Annotated in this window: 17 protein-coding genes; 15 read left to right on the top strand and 2 right to left on the bottom strand. The window is 49.1% G+C overall.

Annotated elements, in window-relative coordinates; translation table 11 throughout:
• Positions 1-16: 16 nt before the first annotated feature.
• Positions 17-346 carry a hypothetical protein gene (locus KIU71_RS07435; RefSeq protein ID WP_214130556.1) on the bottom strand — a complete coding sequence of 110 codons (330 nt, stop codon included), beginning with the start codon at positions 344-346 and terminating at the stop codon, positions 17-19.
• 240 nt (positions 347-586) lie between these two features.
• Between KIU71_RS07435 and KIU71_RS07430 the strand changes: the two genes are divergently transcribed.
• From KIU71_RS07430 to KIU71_RS07415, 5 genes are all read left to right on the top strand, one after another.
• Entirely contained in the window at positions 587-778 is a 192-nt protein-coding gene (locus KIU71_RS07430; protein WP_214130555.1) for a CPXCG motif-containing cysteine-rich protein, read from the top strand.
• Positions 768-1,451, top strand: a complete 684-nt coding sequence (locus tag KIU71_RS07425; protein ID WP_250207327.1) for a flavin reductase family protein — start codon at positions 768-770, stop codon at positions 1,449-1,451. Before KIU71_RS07430 ends, KIU71_RS07425 begins: the two co-directional genes overlap by 11 nt.
• On the top strand, positions 1,441-1,575 hold the full coding sequence (locus KIU71_RS17950; protein WP_261348322.1) for a hypothetical protein: 135 nt from the start codon (positions 1,441-1,443) through the stop codon (positions 1,573-1,575). The genes KIU71_RS07425 and KIU71_RS17950 overlap by 11 nt, the downstream gene beginning before the upstream one ends.
• 152 nt (positions 1,576-1,727) lie before the next feature.
• A complete protein-coding gene (locus tag KIU71_RS07420; RefSeq protein WP_214130554.1) occupies positions 1,728-2,021 on the top strand; it encodes a high-potential iron-sulfur protein in 294 nt (97 codons plus the stop codon).
• A 153-nt stretch (positions 2,022-2,174) separates the two neighbouring features.
• Positions 2,175-3,689 (top strand): S10 family peptidase, encoded by a 1,515-nt coding sequence (locus tag KIU71_RS07415; RefSeq protein WP_214130553.1) that lies wholly within the window; start codon positions 2,175-2,177, stop codon positions 3,687-3,689.
• A gap of 27 nt (positions 3,690-3,716) precedes the next feature.
• Here KIU71_RS07415 and KIU71_RS07410 read toward each other — a convergent pair whose 3' ends face one another.
• Complete coding sequence (locus KIU71_RS07410) at positions 3,717-4,505, bottom strand: substrate-binding periplasmic protein (protein ID WP_214130552.1); 789 nt, start codon at positions 4,503-4,505, stop codon at positions 3,717-3,719.
• A 126-nt stretch (positions 4,506-4,631) separates the two neighbouring features.
• Between KIU71_RS07410 and prmA the strand changes: the two genes are divergently transcribed.
• From prmA to KIU71_RS07360, 10 genes are all read left to right on the top strand, one after another.
• Positions 4,632-5,510: a 50S ribosomal protein L11 methyltransferase gene (prmA, locus tag KIU71_RS07405; RefSeq protein WP_214130551.1), complete on the top strand. Its 879-nt coding sequence runs from the start codon at positions 4,632-4,634 to the stop codon at positions 5,508-5,510.
• Between the two features lie 131 nt (positions 5,511-5,641).
• Positions 5,642-6,655, top strand: coding sequence for a tRNA dihydrouridine synthase DusB (gene dusB, locus KIU71_RS07400; protein ID WP_261348321.1), 1,014 nt, complete (start codon positions 5,642-5,644; stop codon positions 6,653-6,655).
• A gap of 29 nt (positions 6,656-6,684) precedes the next feature.
• Positions 6,685-6,978 (top strand): DNA-binding transcriptional regulator Fis, encoded by a 294-nt coding sequence (fis, locus tag KIU71_RS07395; protein WP_214130549.1) that lies wholly within the window; start codon positions 6,685-6,687, stop codon positions 6,976-6,978.
• Between the two features lie 90 nt (positions 6,979-7,068).
• Complete coding sequence (gene purH / locus KIU71_RS07390; protein ID WP_214130548.1) at positions 7,069-8,664, top strand: bifunctional phosphoribosylaminoimidazolecarboxamide formyltransferase/IMP cyclohydrolase; 1,596 nt, start codon at positions 7,069-7,071, stop codon at positions 8,662-8,664.
• Between the two features lie 24 nt (positions 8,665-8,688).
• Positions 8,689-9,978, top strand: a complete 1,290-nt coding sequence (gene purD, locus KIU71_RS07385; RefSeq protein ID WP_214130547.1) for a phosphoribosylamine--glycine ligase — start codon at positions 8,689-8,691, stop codon at positions 9,976-9,978.
• Positions 9,979-10,066: 88 nt separating this feature from the next.
• Entirely contained in the window at positions 10,067-10,732 is a 666-nt protein-coding gene (locus KIU71_RS07380) for an ABC transporter ATP-binding protein (RefSeq protein WP_214130546.1), read from the top strand.
• Complete coding sequence (locus KIU71_RS07375) at positions 10,725-11,693, top strand: hypothetical protein (RefSeq protein WP_214130545.1); 969 nt, start codon at positions 10,725-10,727, stop codon at positions 11,691-11,693. The genes KIU71_RS07380 and KIU71_RS07375 overlap by 8 nt, the downstream gene beginning before the upstream one ends.
• On the top strand, positions 11,683-12,648 hold the full coding sequence (locus tag KIU71_RS07370) for an HlyD family secretion protein (protein WP_214130544.1): 966 nt from the start codon (positions 11,683-11,685) through the stop codon (positions 12,646-12,648). The genes KIU71_RS07375 and KIU71_RS07370 overlap by 11 nt, the downstream gene beginning before the upstream one ends.
• A complete protein-coding gene (locus tag KIU71_RS07365) occupies positions 12,632-13,822 on the top strand; it encodes an efflux RND transporter periplasmic adaptor subunit (RefSeq protein ID WP_214130543.1) in 1,191 nt (396 codons plus the stop codon). Before KIU71_RS07370 ends, KIU71_RS07365 begins: the two co-directional genes overlap by 17 nt.
• Entirely contained in the window at positions 13,819-15,060 is a 1,242-nt protein-coding gene (locus KIU71_RS07360) for an ABC transporter permease (RefSeq protein ID WP_214130542.1), read from the top strand. Before KIU71_RS07365 ends, KIU71_RS07360 begins: the two co-directional genes overlap by 4 nt.
• Positions 15,061-15,065: the final 5 nt, after the last annotated feature.

Raw genomic sequence — 15,065 nt, 5'->3', positions numbered from 1 at the left:
TTATGCAAGTTAGCTGTTAGCGTCTACGTTGCTTGCTGACCCAGTTGAAATGAACGCTTAGTGTTTCATCGGCAAGTAATTTCTCAACGCTATCAAATGCTTTAGCCAGTTCCATTTCTGTGTATGTTTTATGAATGCCTGAATGACAGAGGCGGCAAATTGCAATGCCCTCGGCAAGTTGATGCTTGCTATAGTTTTTCTTAAAGAATGCACGACGGTGCATTTTTCTCGGGATCAGATGATGATAGGTCAAATCTGTGACACGACGACACAATGGGCACTGGCCGTGCTTAGGCTGCGCCGGTTTCTGACTTGCTGCAGTGGCTAAAATGCGATCATGGTTCATACTTGGGCCTGTAGATGCCGACAATGCTACTCACGTTTGCCAGCAGATAATACAGTAAGGATCAACGGCATCTGATGCAAAAGTTAGTCTACGCAATTTGTGGTGGCATTATGCGGCAAGAATGTTGCTACCTTGAATGTTGTTATAAGATTGCAGCATTAATGAAGCAACAAATCCGTTTGAGGCTGTATGCCGTAATGACCGCCTAAGCTATACCATTTCTGCACAGGGAGGAACTCCATGAGCCTGACTGATGAAGCACAATTTGAATGTCCTTATTGCATGACCTACAACGATCTCGAAATCGATCATGAGAATGATATCGGCCAACAACAAATAGTCGACTGCCAAATATGCTGTCAGCCGATTGAATTGCTGGTTATGGATACGGGGTTTGGGATTGAGATCGTAGCGAAGCGAGATGATGAATAACGACAACAAAACACACAGTGTATTTTCGGCAAGTGACATTGACCAATTGCCACAGCGTTACCGCGCGGAGTTTATCAATAGTCTGTCAGGGTTCAAAAGTGGCAACTTGGTTGGCACTCAGGATCACCAAGGTCATCAAAATCTGTGTATTGTTAGCTCAGTGGTACATATTGGTGCACATCCGCCGTTGCTAGGTATGATCATGCGCCCACATACGGTACAGCGTGATACATTGGAGAATATTAAATCGACGGGCGTGTTTACGCTAAACAATATTCTCCCCAACATGACACAAGCTGCGCATCAAACCTCTGCCCGGTATGCGCCGGGCATCAGTGAATTTGTCGAAGTGGGCCTAACGCCTCAACCCTCAACGGCGGTGAGTGCGCCCTATGTGGCCGAGTCGACGATTAAACTCAGCCTACAAGTGCAGGATATTCAGTTATTGTCAATTAACCAAACTGAGTTGGTCATAGGGCAAATTGTTGAGGTTATTTTACCTGATCAAAGCATCGATAAATCCGGATATGTCGATATTGAAGGTTGCGGTAGCATAGCGGTTAGTGGCTTAGTGAGTTACCACGCAACGCAGCGCCTGGCACGTTACCCTTATGCCAAGGTGGATGCACCGGTGAAGAACGTTTTGCAGCGGAGTCATGCGAATGATACCTAACCTTGATCAATTGCTACTGGTCTGCGGGCTGGTGTCATTGTTAGTGTTTGTCTGTGTTTACGTTATGCTCAAAATTGTGAAAGCCAGTGGCGAGGAAGATGATACAGATCAAGCCAGTGGTTGAAAGTCGTTGCGAGATGATCTGTTAAGCGTACACTAAGGTAAAAGATTCAAACGGGCTCGCCAACTGGCGGGCCTTTGTTGTTTTGTGGGTTTAGTAATTAATAATCATTTTTATTTACAAATCGATGTGAGTGATCACTCAAGGAGCGCTACATGAGTCAATTTAATCGACGAGATTTTTTGAAAATATCAGGTACCAGCCTGATCGGGTTAACCCTTGGCGGAGTTGCTTTGCGGGCAAGCGCCCAAGAGCAGCTGAGTACTGATGACGCGACCGCAAAAGCGCTCCAGTACACCCATGAGTCGACAGTCGATGGTGCAAACTGTGACAATTGTATGTACATTCAGGGCGAAGCGGGTGCTCAATGGCGCCCTTGCGCAATTTTCCCCGGCAAAACCGTCAACGCTGATGGCTGGTGTAGCGCCTGGGTCAAAAAGCCAGGTTAATCTAGCGTTATGAGGCGTGCATAGGCGCCTTAATGTTTTTGCTAAAGCCGGCTTGTGCCGGCTTGTTAGTTTTCTCAGCCCATTCAGCGTTTCATCATCGGGCGCAACGCGCTAGTCTACAAAAAAATAGCTAAACGCTTAGGAATGCTCATTATGTTACGCTTTTTGATCGCCTGCTGGATTGTATTCGCGAGTGTGCCGGTTGTTGCTTCAACGCCTGCCGAATCCACCACCCATGAATCATCGCCGTCCATAGCGCCTCCTGTAATAGCCAAGACAACCCACCAAGCGCGTATTAATGGCGCGATGGTGTCGTATCGCGTTGAGGCTGGCGATACACACTTAACCGACAAAGACGACAAACCGACGGCAAGTATTTTTAGCACGGCGTATTTTCGAGAAGGCGTTGACCAGCCTAACGAACGGCCCATTTTGTTTATCTTTAACGGCGGGCCGGGTTCGTCCAGTGTTTGGTTACACATGGGAGTGTTTGGCCCCAAACGCGTCAAGTTACCCAGCGACGCGGAGCGGGTTGGCGCAGCGCCTTTCTCTGTCATCGATAATCCCGGTAGCCTGATTGATATCGCCGATATGGTCTTCATCGATCCGGTCGGCACGGGTTACTCTACTGCGCTAGGGGAGACCGAGGCGAAAACCTTTTGGGGGGTGCGCGAAGATGCTGACAGTTTGGCGGAATTCGTGCGTTTATTCATTACTCGCCATCAGCGCTGGAACTCACCAAAGTATCTCGCCGGGGAAAGCTATGGGACAACACGTGCCGCAGCGATGGTGAAAAGTCTTCAAGAAGGATGGGGGTCGATTGACTTAAACGGCGTTTTGCTAATTTCATCCATTCTTGATTTCCAAGCCGGAGATTTCACCGACGGAAATGACCTACCGTACGTGACGTTTCTGCCGACCTATGCAGCCACAGCGTGGTATCACGATGTCGTGCCGGATAAATCCCAGTGGTCTAGTTTTGAAGGTTTTATTGACGCCGTCAGAGAATTCTCACTTGAAGATTACGCCACCGCTTTAATCAAAGGCTCGCTGATGGCTGAAAGCGAGCGTCAGCACGTTATTGAGCAATTGCATCAGTTTACCGGTTTGCGAAAACAGTATTTGCAGCAATCGGATTTACGCGTCGATGAATTTTTGTTTATGAAAGAATTACTGCGAGATCGCGGAGAAGTGGTGGGGCGGCTCGATAGCCGTTATTTGGGCGAGGATGCGAGCATTGTCAGCAATCGGTTTGAAGCAGATCCTTCAGCCTATGCAATAGACGGTGCTTACACTGCAGCTATTCAGAGCTATTTTGCCAGCGATCTCGACGTGCAACGCGATGCGCGTTATCACGTGCTATCAGGTGAGGTTTTTAGCGGCTGGAATTGGTTATATGGCAACTCTGCACGCAGTCAGGGCTTCCTCAATGTCACGCCAATTTTGGCTAAAGCGATGCGTCAAAATAAAGATTTCCGTATTTTTGTCGCAAATGGCTATTACGATCTCGCCACGCCCTTTTTCGCCACGGAACACTCCATGAATCATCATGGCATCGATCGCGATCGGGTGGACATGAAGTACTATCAAGCAGGGCATATGATGTACATCCATCAACCGTCTATGGATGCACTAATTGATGATATGCGGGCTTTCTTAACGCGTTAGTTGATAACAGTGTACGCCGGAGCGTTATTACTCAGCTTCCGGCTCAATCAAAAAGAGTTTGCTGGTAAGATTGAACTGTTCGAGCAAACGTTCATAAGTGCCATCCTGAATCACGTGACGCAAACCTTGGTTAAATGCATCTCGCAGTTTTGTGTCACGTATTCCCGCGCGGTAGATGCTGGGTGGAAATATCGGGTGGATCACCACCCTTTTCTGCTGCAATGGCGAAGGTGCATGTGTTTTAAAGTGATTGAAAATATTGATATCCATCACAGCCACATCCACGCTTCCTTTTAAGAGCAGGTTGACTTGATTCTCCTGCTCGGGCAGTTCTAAGTAGTCTTTTCGTTGGCTTGCCGCAAGGGCGTACTCGTCGCCTAATAACGTGCTTGCAGACTGGAATGCAACCACCGAATAGCGCTCTAAATCGCTGATCCCTTCGATATTTATTTGCCGAGATTGTAATGAAACCGCAACGTTTTGGTAGGTGATATAGGGCTCGCTCAGCCACGAGGGATTGATCCCATGCCGGTGGTTCAAGGTGAGTCCAACATCCACCTGACCAGCCAGCAGCAACAATGATGTTCGCCCAATGGGTACGTAAACCCACTGCACAGCATACCCTTGCTGGTTGAAAATGGATTCGACCAGACTTAGCTCAAAACCGCTGTCTTCATCGCTGATAATATATGGCGGCTTGTTGTAACCTACGGCAACGTCGATAGTCATGGGGCGACTAGCGAAAGCAGGCGTCGCAGCAACGGCAAAAAATAACAAAATATAAAGGACGACATACTGGCGTATTGCGCGGGTCAAACGGCGACTCCTTTGTTCGTTAGCGTGAGTCCATTAGTACGAGCCCATTAGCGCGAGCCGGTAAACTAACGCAAAGGTTAGGATATTTTTGATATTATAGAGCACTGCTTAGCAAAAGAGAAAGATATGGCTTGGTTACAATTGATTATTGATACGCACCCTGAGCGCGCAAACGCTATTGGTGACTGGCTTGAAATGCAGGAAGCACAAGCCGTGACATTTTTGGATGCGAAAGATACTCCTACCTATGAGCCAAAGCCGGGTGAAGTTTTGCTGTGGCCGGATACGCGGATTATTGGTTTATATGATGCCGACCACGATATGGAGGCACTGGTTAGCCAATTGCACTCCTCAGGGTTACTTGCAAGTAGCGACAAAATTAAAACGGAGCAGCTTGAAGACAAAGACTGGATCCGCGAGTGGATGGACAGTTTTCATCCCATGCAATTTGGTCAGCGACTGTGGATATGCCCAAGTTGGCGTGATGTACCGTATCCCGATGCGGTGAACGTGATGCTGGATCCAGGTTTGGCTTTTGGTACCGGTACGCACCCGACCACCGCTTTGTGCTTGGAGTGGCTCGACGGTTTGACGCTGAACGACGCACAGGTTGTCGATTTCGGTTGCGGATCAGGCATCTTAGGCGTTGCCGCGCTGAAACTCGGTGCAAAACATTGTGTGGGCATCGATATTGACCCTCAAGCGCTATTGGCAACCAAAGACAATGCACAACGAAATGGCGTGGATAGCCAGTTTGATGTGTATCTTCCTGAGCATCAACCTCAAGTTCAAGCTGATGTCGTGGTCGCTAATATTTTATCGGGTCCTTTGCTTGCGCTTCGCGAGGTCATTACCGCGTACTGCCAGCCAGGGGGAAAGTTAGTACTGTCGGGCATTCTTGCTGAGCAGGTCGAAAAAATCGAAGCTGCTTATGCTGCTGATTTTGACTTGGCGCCTGCAAAGATCCACGGCGACTGGGCGCGGGTCAGCGGTACTCGGCGCTAATCGTCAATCGGTTTGGTCAGACCACAGTAGGCTTGTCAAGCCCCTAGCATCAATTATTGTGCAAAAAATAGCCTTTTCATTTGCGAAGAAATCCGTAAAATGCGCCTCTCTTTGAAATGGAAGGTTACTTTTTGAGCTATTCGTTACTAAAAAAACTCACCATTGGGCCTCACACATTATCCAACAATGTGATGCTGGCGCCCATGGCTGGCGTGACGGATAGACCTTTCAGGCAAATGTGTAAAAGCATGGGCGCTGGGCTTGTTGTGTCTGAAATGTTGTCGAGTAATCCCGACGTTTGGCGTTCAGAAAAGTCACAGAAGCGCATGGATCACACCGGTGAAGTTGGCATTCGCTCCGTGCAGATAGCGGGTTCTGAACCTGAACTTATGGCACAAGCTGCTCGATTTAACGTCAAGAATGGCGCTCAAGTCATTGACATTAATATGGGATGCCCCGCCAAGAAAGTGAATAAAAAGCTGGCCGGTTCAGCGCTATTGCAGTTTCCTCCACTAGTGAAAGAGATTGTTGATGCTGTCGTTGCGGCTGTAGACGTACCTGTCACGCTTAAAATTCGCACGGGTTGGAATACGGAAAACCGCAATGGGGTAGAGATTGCCAAAATCGCACAAGATGCAGGCATTCAGTCGCTTGCGGTGCATGGCCGTACAAAAGCGTGTATGTACAAAGGCCATGCTGAATACGACACGATTGCGGCAATTAAGCAGGCTGTGTCTATTCCTGTCATCGCCAATGGTGATATCACCAGCGCAGAAAAAGCGGCTTTTGTCATGCGAGAAACGGGGGCAGATGGCGTTATGATCGGGCGAGGTGCTCAAGGTAATCCATGGATTTTCCAGCAGATTATCGAACACTTTGACACTGGCGCTGCTCCTAGAATGCCCAGTATCGAAGAGCAACATTGTGTGATGCGTGCACATATTCAAAATGTGCATGCTTTTTATCCGGGTATTAGTGGTGTCAGGATCGCCCGCAAGCATGTGGGGTGGTATATGGCGTCGCGCGATACCGAACGCAGATTTCGGTCTGAATTTAATGGATTAGAGAGTGTAGAGGCGCAATTGGAAGCGATAGAGTGTTTTTTTGACAAGCTGCGAAGCACATGTGTTTCTTCCGCAGCGTAGATTTAATCCTTTAACTGAGCAGGTAGTATATGTTCGATCAAACAGTAACTTCTCCTTTCACCACGACGGTGACGACGCCTTCACAAACATTGGCTCAAAAGCCACTTCGTGATTCAGTCAAGCAAGCGGTAGCAAAATACCTAAAAGAGCTGAACAACAACGACATCGATAATCTATACGAGTTAGTCTTAGCTGAACTGGAAGCGCCATTACTAGAAGAAGTTATGAAATATACTCGCGGCAATCAAACGCGCGCATCAATTCTCATGGGCATCAACCGCGGTACGCTGCGCAAGAAGCTCAAGCAATACGGCATGAACTAAGTTTACAATCTTAAAAAAAGCACCCGCGGGTGCTTTTTTTGTTTGCTAGAATCGCGTTTCCGCGCACGTACAACGGTATCAAAAAAAAATATGGCTAATCCAATCAAACGCGCACTGTTAAGTGTATCTGACAAAACCGGCATTATTGAATTTGCTCAAGCATTACATCAGCAGGGCGTTGAACTGCTTTCTACTGGCGGCACAGCCAAGCTGCTGGCTGAAAGCGCTATCCCAGTGATTGAAGTTTCCGATTACACGGGTCACTCAGAGATAATGGCGGGGCGAGTGAAAACCTTGCACCCTAAGGTACACGGCGGCATTTTAGCGCGCCGCGGTGTCGATGAAGACGTTATGCAGCAAAATGGTATTAGCGCGATTGATTTGGTTGTGGTCAATTTGTATCCCTTTGCGCAAACCGTTGCCGATCCTGACTGCAGCCTCGAAGACGCGATTGAAAATATTGATATTGGCGGACCCACCATGGTGCGTGCAGCGGCTAAAAACCATCGTGATGTTACCATAGTCGTCAACGCCAATGACTATCAACGCGTTATCATGCAGATGCAAAATAATCAGGGTGCGGTGTCTGACAGTGTGCGGTTTGACCTAGCCGTAAAAGCGTTTGAACACACCGCTGAATATGATGGAATGATTGCGAATTACTTTGGTTCACGCCTCGATCACTCTGCTGAACATGCGCATTCAGAAGACTGTGCGCATAGCGAATTCCCACGAACATTCAATTTACAATTACGTAAAAAACAAGATCTACGTTATGGTGAAAATGCGCATCAGGACGCGGCGTTTTACGTAGAAAACACTATTCAGGAAGCATCCGTAGCGACAGCAAAGCAATTGCAAGGCAAGGCGTTGTCGTTTAACAACATCGCTGATACGGATGCTGCGCTGGAGTGTGTGAAAGAATTCGAACAGCCGGCCTGTGTTATCGTTAAGCATGCTAACCCTTGTGGGGTTGCTTTGGGAGAGGACATTGTAAGCGCTTATGATCGTGCGTACAAAACCGACCCGACCTCTGCATTTGGCGGCATCATTGCCTTCAACCGAACCCTCGACGAAAAGACGGCAGACGCGATTGTGTCGCGCCAGTTCGTTGAAGTTATTATCGCACCCTCCGTTACCGACGAAGCCTTGGCAGTGTGCGCTAAGAAGCAGAATGTACGCGTTTTGGCGTGTGGTGACTGGCAAGGTCAATTGACGGAAGGATATGACTTCAAACGTGTGAATGGCGGCATGCTGGTGCAGGAACGCGATTTTGGTATGGTTGAAGCCGAAGATTTGACAGTGGTGACGAAAGTGAAACCCACCGAGCAGCAACTCCGTGACCTGCTTTTCACGTGGAAAGTTGCCAAATATGTGAAGTCTAACGCGATTGTCTATTGCCGTGACGGCATGACGATAGGCGTTGGTGCTGGCCAGATGAGCCGAGTCTATTCGGCTAAAATTGCGGGAATAAAAGCAGCGGATGAGAATTTGCAAGTGGAAGGTGCTGTTATGGCATCCGATGCATTTTTCCCCTTCCGTGATGGCATCGATGCGGCTGCGGCTGCCGGAATTACGGCGGTTATTCAGCCGGGAGGTTCGATGCGTGACGACGAAGTCATTGCGGCTGCGGATGAGCATGGTCTTGCCATGGTATTTACCGGTATGCGCCATTTCCGTCACTAACTGACAAGCGTTGAGGAGAACAGAATGAAAGTATTGGTTATTGGCAGTGGCGGTCGTGAACACGCGCTCGCGTGGAAAGCCGCACAGTCGGTTCAAGTCAATCAGGTGTACGTGGCACCGGGAAATGCGGGGTCTGCGCAGGAAGACAACGTCGAAAACGTCGCCATTGACGTAACTGATGTCGATGCGTTGTTATCATTCGCCCAAGAAAACCATATTGACTTAACCATCGTTGGGCCAGAAGCTCCCTTGGTGATCGGGGTTGTTGATGCTTTCCGAGAACAGGGGCTTATGATCTTTGGTCCAACCCAAGCCGCGGCGCAACTTGAAGGGTCAAAGGCCTTTACAAAGGATTTTCTCGCACGTCATGCCATACCTACGGCGTTTTACGATGTGTTCACTGAGGTTGAGCCTGCGCTGGCATATATTCAAAAGCATGGTGCGCCGATTGTGGTCAAAGCTGATGGTCTTGCTGCCGGCAAAGGCGTCATTGTGGCCATGACAGAGGAAGAAGCTAACGACGCTGTTCGCGACATGCTGGCAGGTAACGCGTTTGGTGACGCTGGCAGCCGCGTTGTTATCGAAGAGTTTCTGGACGGCGAGGAAGCCTCGTTCATCGTCATGGTCGACGGTGAAAACGTATTGCCTTTTGCCACCAGTCAGGATCATAAACGCGTTGGCGACGGCGATACTGGTCCTAACACAGGCGGCATGGGGGCTTATTCGCCAGCGCCTGTGGTGACTAACGAAATACATCAGCGCATTATGCAGGAAGTCATTAATCCTACCGTGAAAGGCATGCGCGATGAAGGTAACGAGTACACTGGGTTTTTGTATGCCGGGTTGATGATTATGCCTGACGGCACGCCCAAAGTGATCGAATACAATTGTCGCTTTGGTGATCCAGAAACCCAGCCGATTATGCTACGTTTGGAGTCAGATTTGGTCGCACTGTGCATGGCAGCTTGTGAGAAACAGTTAGCAGGAAAACCCATCTCGTTCTCAGATCAGTGTGCTGTTGGCGTTGTACTGGCCGCAGGCGGTTATCCGGGCAGTTATGAAAAAGGCCTGCCGATCAGTGGATTAGATGATGCAGCACGGCAAGCAGGGAAAGTGTTCCATGCAGGAACTGCATCACTTGATGGTCAGATTGTTACGTCTGGCGGGCGAGTGTTGTGCGCCACAGCGCTGGGTGATTCAGTCACGCAAGCGCAGAAAAATGCGTACACGCTGCTTAAGCCGATCCGGTGGGATGGTGTCTTTTACCGCAATGATATTGCACATCGGGCGATTGCACGCGAACAGCAAAAATAGTGCATTAGTCGCGTAGCGACTTGCATTTATGTATCGTATGGCGGTTAATAGCAACACACCTTACTAAGGAAAGTTGTGGTTAACCGCTATGCTTGAACTGGTCGAAATTCGTAGGCAATTTCAAAATGGTGACGACGTAGTCGTTGCGCTTAACGGCGTCTCGCTATCGATAAATCAGAATGAATTTGTTGCCATCATGGGCAGTTCAGGATCGGGCAAATCGACCTTGATGAATGTGCTAGGGTGTCTGGACACCCCAGATGCTGGCGAATATTTTCTGGACGGCGAGAATATCGCGTTACTGGATGACGACACCTTGTCCTCCATCCGCAATCAGAAAATTGGCTTCATTTTTCAAACCTTTCATCTGCTCCCCAAATTATCTGCGTTGGATAACATTCTACTGCCCCTGCGTTATGCGCATGGAGCCGATGAACACGCGCTCGCCCGCGCCGACAAACTCATTGAGCGCGTGGGTCTTTCTCACCGCAAACGTCACCGGCCTTTTGAAATGTCGGGAGGGCAGCGCCAACGGGTTGCGATTGCGCGCGCGCTGATCAATCAACCCAGTGTTATTTTAGCCGACGAACCAACCGGTAACCTCGACAGCAAAACGTCTGTCGAAATTATGCAGCTCCTCACCGAACTTCATCAACAAGGCCAGACAATAGTCATGGTGACACATGAAGACGATATCGCCGCGTATGCACAACGTACTGTGCGCATGAAAGATGGGAATGTGCAGCATGTTTAAATACATTATTTCACTGGCTGTTGCATTTCTGATCGTGCTGCATGCTAAGCCAGCGGCGGCTCAGCCAATGTTACTCCTCACCGGTAAGATCAGTTCTGCGCAAAAACAAATTGTCACCGCACCTCGCACCAATCGTTGGCAAATTCAAATTCAGTGGATGGAAGAAGAGGGTGAGGTGGTGAATGAAGGCGATCCTATTGTCACTTTCGATGGTTCTACCGTGCAGAGTCAGTTGGATATCAACCTTGAACGTGCTGAAACGCTCGCATTGGAACTCAAGCAGGAACGCATGACATTGGAACAGGCTGTGCTGGAAGCTGAGGGCGCTTTCACCGTGGCGGGTATGCGCGTCGAGCAAGCCAAAATTGAAGCCAGTGTGCCAGAAGGGCAGGTCAGTCAATACGATAAAGGCCAGTACGAACTGACGTTGCAACGTCGACTGTTCGAGCTGTTTAAAGCTCAGGAGGCACTGAAGCTGGCGCGGCAAGCCCTTTCGACTGGTGTTCAGAAAAAGCTGCTGGAGCTCACCAAACTGCGCGAAGAAATCGCATTCCAACAACGCCAGCTTACTCAAATGACGGTAACATCCCAGTACAACGGCCCAGTAAACTACGCCATGCATCCATGGAGTGGGGAAAAGCTTGATGCGGGGATCAATGTGCAAGCGGCGTGGCAAATCATGGATGTGCAGGCAATCGATGATTTCCAGATTGAAAGCTACGTGCATGAAATTGATGCACTGAGTATTGATGAAGGTGAACAGGTTAGCGTTGTGTTCGACGCCTACCCCGACAAACGCTTTACTGCACGTCTAAGCAAAAAATCAACGCAGTCAGAGAAGCAGCCACAGTGGAGCAACAGCGTGTACGTGCCTTTAGTGTTTCATTTTTTGCAAACGCCTGATATCGACATGTTGCCCGGTATGAGTGTAAGAATTGAGGTGATAACGGATGAAGCGTAATGCTTGTGTGTATGCGGCTCTGGTATCCCTGCTTTTAGCGGCTCCTACGTATGTGTTTGCTGCGGAAGCTGAAGTGCTGGTGGCTCCGGCAGAATTGATCAGCCGGCAAGAAATTACCATAGGCCCACCGAATATCAGGCGGATGTGGCAGTTCAAAATAGAATATCTTGCGAAAGAAAACGCCGTGGTTCAGCAAGGTGATTTACTGGTTCGATTTGATGGGCAGAGCCTGCGCAACGACTTGATTGGGCGACAGAGCGATCTGGATGCTGCGATTAAGCAGCGCGAAAAATCAGTATTACGCAATGAGGCAGTGCAGCAAGACCGCATACTGGCCGTCGCTGAAGCTAGGAAAAACCGCGACATCGCTCAGCGCAAAGTGGAAATTACCGACACATCACGATCTGAGATCGAACGCAAAAAGCAGCTAGCCGAGCTTAAAATCACCACAGCGCTACTGCGTCAGGCGGAACAAAAACTGACACAGCATAAGGCTGCGGCGGCACTGGATTTAGACGTACAGGATGCCAGAGTGGCCAATGCCCAAGCACGCGTGAAAGAGTTTGAAGATAGTATCGCCAAGCTTGAAATTTATGCACCTGCCGATGGCATGGTGTTGTATGTAGCAGATTGGGAAGACAATAAACCCGCTGTAGGTGAAACGGTTTACATGGGCCGCTCACTGATGAACTTACCTTCATTGCAACAGATTGCGGTGAAAGTGGAAGTGGATGAGTCTGATTCTGCCAAAGTGACAACTGGGCAACAGGTACGGGTAGTGTTAGATGATCACCCTGAACGCGCCTTCAGTGGCGTGATTACAGACATGGGGAAAACCTATCGCGTTAAATCTCAATGGGATTTGAAAGTGGTTGTGGATGCGTATGTCACGCTTGATCAAATCGATAACGCGATTATGCGTCCAGGAATGAAAGCGAATGTCGAATTACTGTAAAGCCGCTTTATTAAGCGCGTTCATGATGATGGTGGCCTGTTCCGATGAGCCAGTGTCTGCCCCCGTGTTTACTGTCGAGAAAAAGCCTTTGGTTGTCACTATGCAGGCGTTTGGCGAAGTGGAAGCGGCGCAGGCCCAGCGCGTAATGACGCCGGGCCGCCAGCCAATGACTATCGAGTGGCTGGCGCCAGAGAATAGTGAAGTGAAAAAAGGTGATGTGATAGCCCGTTTTGACGGTGAGCGGATCATGATGGATAGCCGTGAAGAGCAGCTTGAAATGCAAATGATTGAGCAAGACATTGCTCAGAGCTTAGCCGCACAGAACAAGCAGGTTAACGAAATTTTGTCGGAGCAGGGATTTGTGTCACATGAGTTCGATTTTGTTGACCGTTTTGCGATTGATGATGTGCGCGTCTACAGCAAGTTAGAAATTATCGAGACACTCCAGAATCGCGACTTTTTGCAAGCCAAAGACACTTTCCTCGATTGGAAAGAAGGCAGCGTCGTCGAGCAAAATGCCAGTGAAATGGCAGTACTTGATATCAAACGTGACAGTCATGAAGTGAAGTACAAGCGACATCAGGAGGCACTTTCGCAGTTGCAGGTTTACGCGCCAAATGATGGTCTCATCACTTATGAAAAAGATCGCCGTGGCGAGAAACCAAGTGTGGGCCAAACTGTGTTTCCGGGCCGGCCAATTGCGCAGATTCCCAATCTAGATGAAATGCAGGCGACAGCCTATGTGTTGTCGCGAGACGCTATTGGTCTGGTCACCGGATTGCCGGTGGCATTCTCATTAGATGCGTTTCCTCAAACCCCGTTAACGGGCTATGTTAAGGAAGTGGCTGGCTTTCCGCGTTCTATCGAACGTGGCTCGCCAGTGACGTATTATGAAGTCGTGTTTGCGTTTGACCAGCAGCGCCCTGATCTGATGAAACCGGGCAGCAAGCTATCCGCCACGATTACCTCACAATTAAAAGAAACTGCGCTACAGATACCGCTTCAAGCGCTCAGTCATGATTTACAAGCGAGCTACGTGTACGTAAAAACGCTGACCGGGTGGGAGCGCCGCACAGTAACTACCGGTGACAAAAATCTATTTTTCGTGGAGATCACTGACGGCTTGATCGAGGGCGAAGAGGTGGCTTTGAGTCCACCCGAGGTTAGCGTATGAATTTGTACATCACCCTGTTAAAAGATGCGATAAACGAGCTTGCGGCACAAAAATTACGCACATTTTTGACCCTACTGGGCATGATTTTTGGTGTCGGGGCGGTGATTGCCATGTTGAACATTGGCGCTGGCGCAGAACGCGAAGCCCTGCAAATGATCAATTCCATGGGCGTCAACAATCTGATCATTGAGAGTAATGATGGTAGCGCCGAGCAGTTGCGCGAAATCCGCGAGCAAAGTCTTGGGTTATCCATGGGTGATGTTAATGCCGCTCTACAAACACTGCCATTTATTCAAGATTACAGCGCTTCAAAAGGAGTCAAAGTACACGCGCTTTATAGCGATAGGGGTAAGTCCAGTGCACAAGTATTTGGCGTGACAACCAGCTACTTTGAGCATGCAAGTCTAGCGCTCGCGGAAGGACGCTATTTAACCGAAGATGATAACCGCCGCCTTGCACAAGTTGCCGTTTTAGGCAGCGATGCGGCAACGGAGTTGTTTGGGCAGGCCAGCGCAGCGTTAGGCGGCCTCATCAAAGTCAATCATTTGTGGCTACGAGTGGTTGGTATTCTCGACGCACCAGCCAACACAAAGGACGAGTTTCAAGGCGTCAAGATTGGTGGGGATCAGTATCGGGTGTTTATTCCCATCGCGACGACAGAACACAAACTGAAGCGAGATACGCTGGCCAGTGAACTGGATGTTGTTAAATTAGGTGTTAAAGAGGGCTTTGATCCTCGTGCGGCAGCGCAGGCCGTTGATCAGTTGATGCGTTTACGGCATGGCGAAGTAGATGACTATCAATTAATCGTGCCGGCTGCACTTCTTGAGCAACAAGCGCAAACGCAAGCTATATTTAATATCGTGATGGCTTGTGTCGCCGGCATTTCACTGCTGGTTGGTGGAATCGGTATCATGAATATCATGCTCGCGAACGTCCTTGAACGAACCAAAGAGATTGGTTTGCTGCGGGCGGTAGGGGCGACTCAACGAGATATCAGGCTTCAATTTCTGGCGGAAAGTTTTACGATTTCGGCGCTGGGTGGCGTTTTGGGTGTCGTGTTTGGATTAGCGCTCTCAGAATTGATTGGATTTTACAGTGGGTGGGCGGTGATCTGGTCGATCTTGGCGATTGTTTTGTCACTTGTGATTTGCATGCTGGTTGGCGTAGGTTTTGGAGTATTTCCTGCCATAAAAGCCTCTAAACTCAACCCGATTGATGCATTACACAGCGACTAAACCAA

The sequence above is a fragment of the Alteromonas oceanisediminis genome (assembly GCF_018474025.1).
Classification (GTDB): domain Bacteria; phylum Pseudomonadota; class Gammaproteobacteria; order Enterobacterales; family Alteromonadaceae; genus Alteromonas_E; species Alteromonas_E oceanisediminis.
This window is presented reverse-complemented; position numbering and strand designations above follow the sequence as displayed.

Excerpts from the sequence above, each read along its gene's own strand:
- KIU71_RS07415 (WP_214130553.1), top strand. The coding sequence starts at position 2,175 with ATGTTACGCTTTTTGATCGCCTGCTGGATTGTATTCGCGAGTGTGCCG.
- KIU71_RS07370 (WP_214130544.1), top strand. The coding sequence starts at position 11,683 with ATGAAGCGTAATGCTTGTGTGTATGCGGCTCTGGTATCCCTGCTTTTA.
- KIU71_RS07380 (WP_214130546.1), top strand. The coding sequence starts at position 10,067 with ATGCTTGAACTGGTCGAAATTCGTAGGCAATTTCAAAATGGTGACGAC.
- KIU71_RS07435 (WP_214130556.1), bottom strand. The coding sequence starts at position 346 with ATGAACCATGATCGCATTTTAGCCACTGCAGCAAGTCAGAAACCGGCG.
- KIU71_RS07425 (WP_250207327.1), top strand. The coding sequence starts at position 768 with ATGATGAATAACGACAACAAAACACACAGTGTATTTTCGGCAAGTGAC.
- fis (WP_214130549.1), top strand. The coding sequence starts at position 6,685 with ATGTTCGATCAAACAGTAACTTCTCCTTTCACCACGACGGTGACGACG.
- KIU71_RS07365 (WP_214130543.1), top strand. The coding sequence starts at position 12,632 with ATGTCGAATTACTGTAAAGCCGCTTTATTAAGCGCGTTCATGATGATG.
- purH (WP_214130548.1), top strand. The coding sequence starts at position 7,069 with ATGGCTAATCCAATCAAACGCGCACTGTTAAGTGTATCTGACAAAACC.
- purD (WP_214130547.1), top strand. The coding sequence starts at position 8,689 with ATGAAAGTATTGGTTATTGGCAGTGGCGGTCGTGAACACGCGCTCGCG.
- KIU71_RS17950 (WP_261348322.1), top strand. The coding sequence starts at position 1,441 with ATGATACCTAACCTTGATCAATTGCTACTGGTCTGCGGGCTGGTGTCA.
- KIU71_RS07430 (WP_214130555.1), top strand. The coding sequence starts at position 587 with ATGAGCCTGACTGATGAAGCACAATTTGAATGTCCTTATTGCATGACC.
- KIU71_RS07360 (WP_214130542.1), top strand. The coding sequence starts at position 13,819 with ATGAATTTGTACATCACCCTGTTAAAAGATGCGATAAACGAGCTTGCG.
- KIU71_RS07420 (WP_214130554.1), top strand. The coding sequence starts at position 1,728 with ATGAGTCAATTTAATCGACGAGATTTTTTGAAAATATCAGGTACCAGC.
- KIU71_RS07375 (WP_214130545.1), top strand. The coding sequence starts at position 10,725 with ATGTTTAAATACATTATTTCACTGGCTGTTGCATTTCTGATCGTGCTG.
- prmA (WP_214130551.1), top strand. The coding sequence starts at position 4,632 with ATGGCTTGGTTACAATTGATTATTGATACGCACCCTGAGCGCGCAAAC.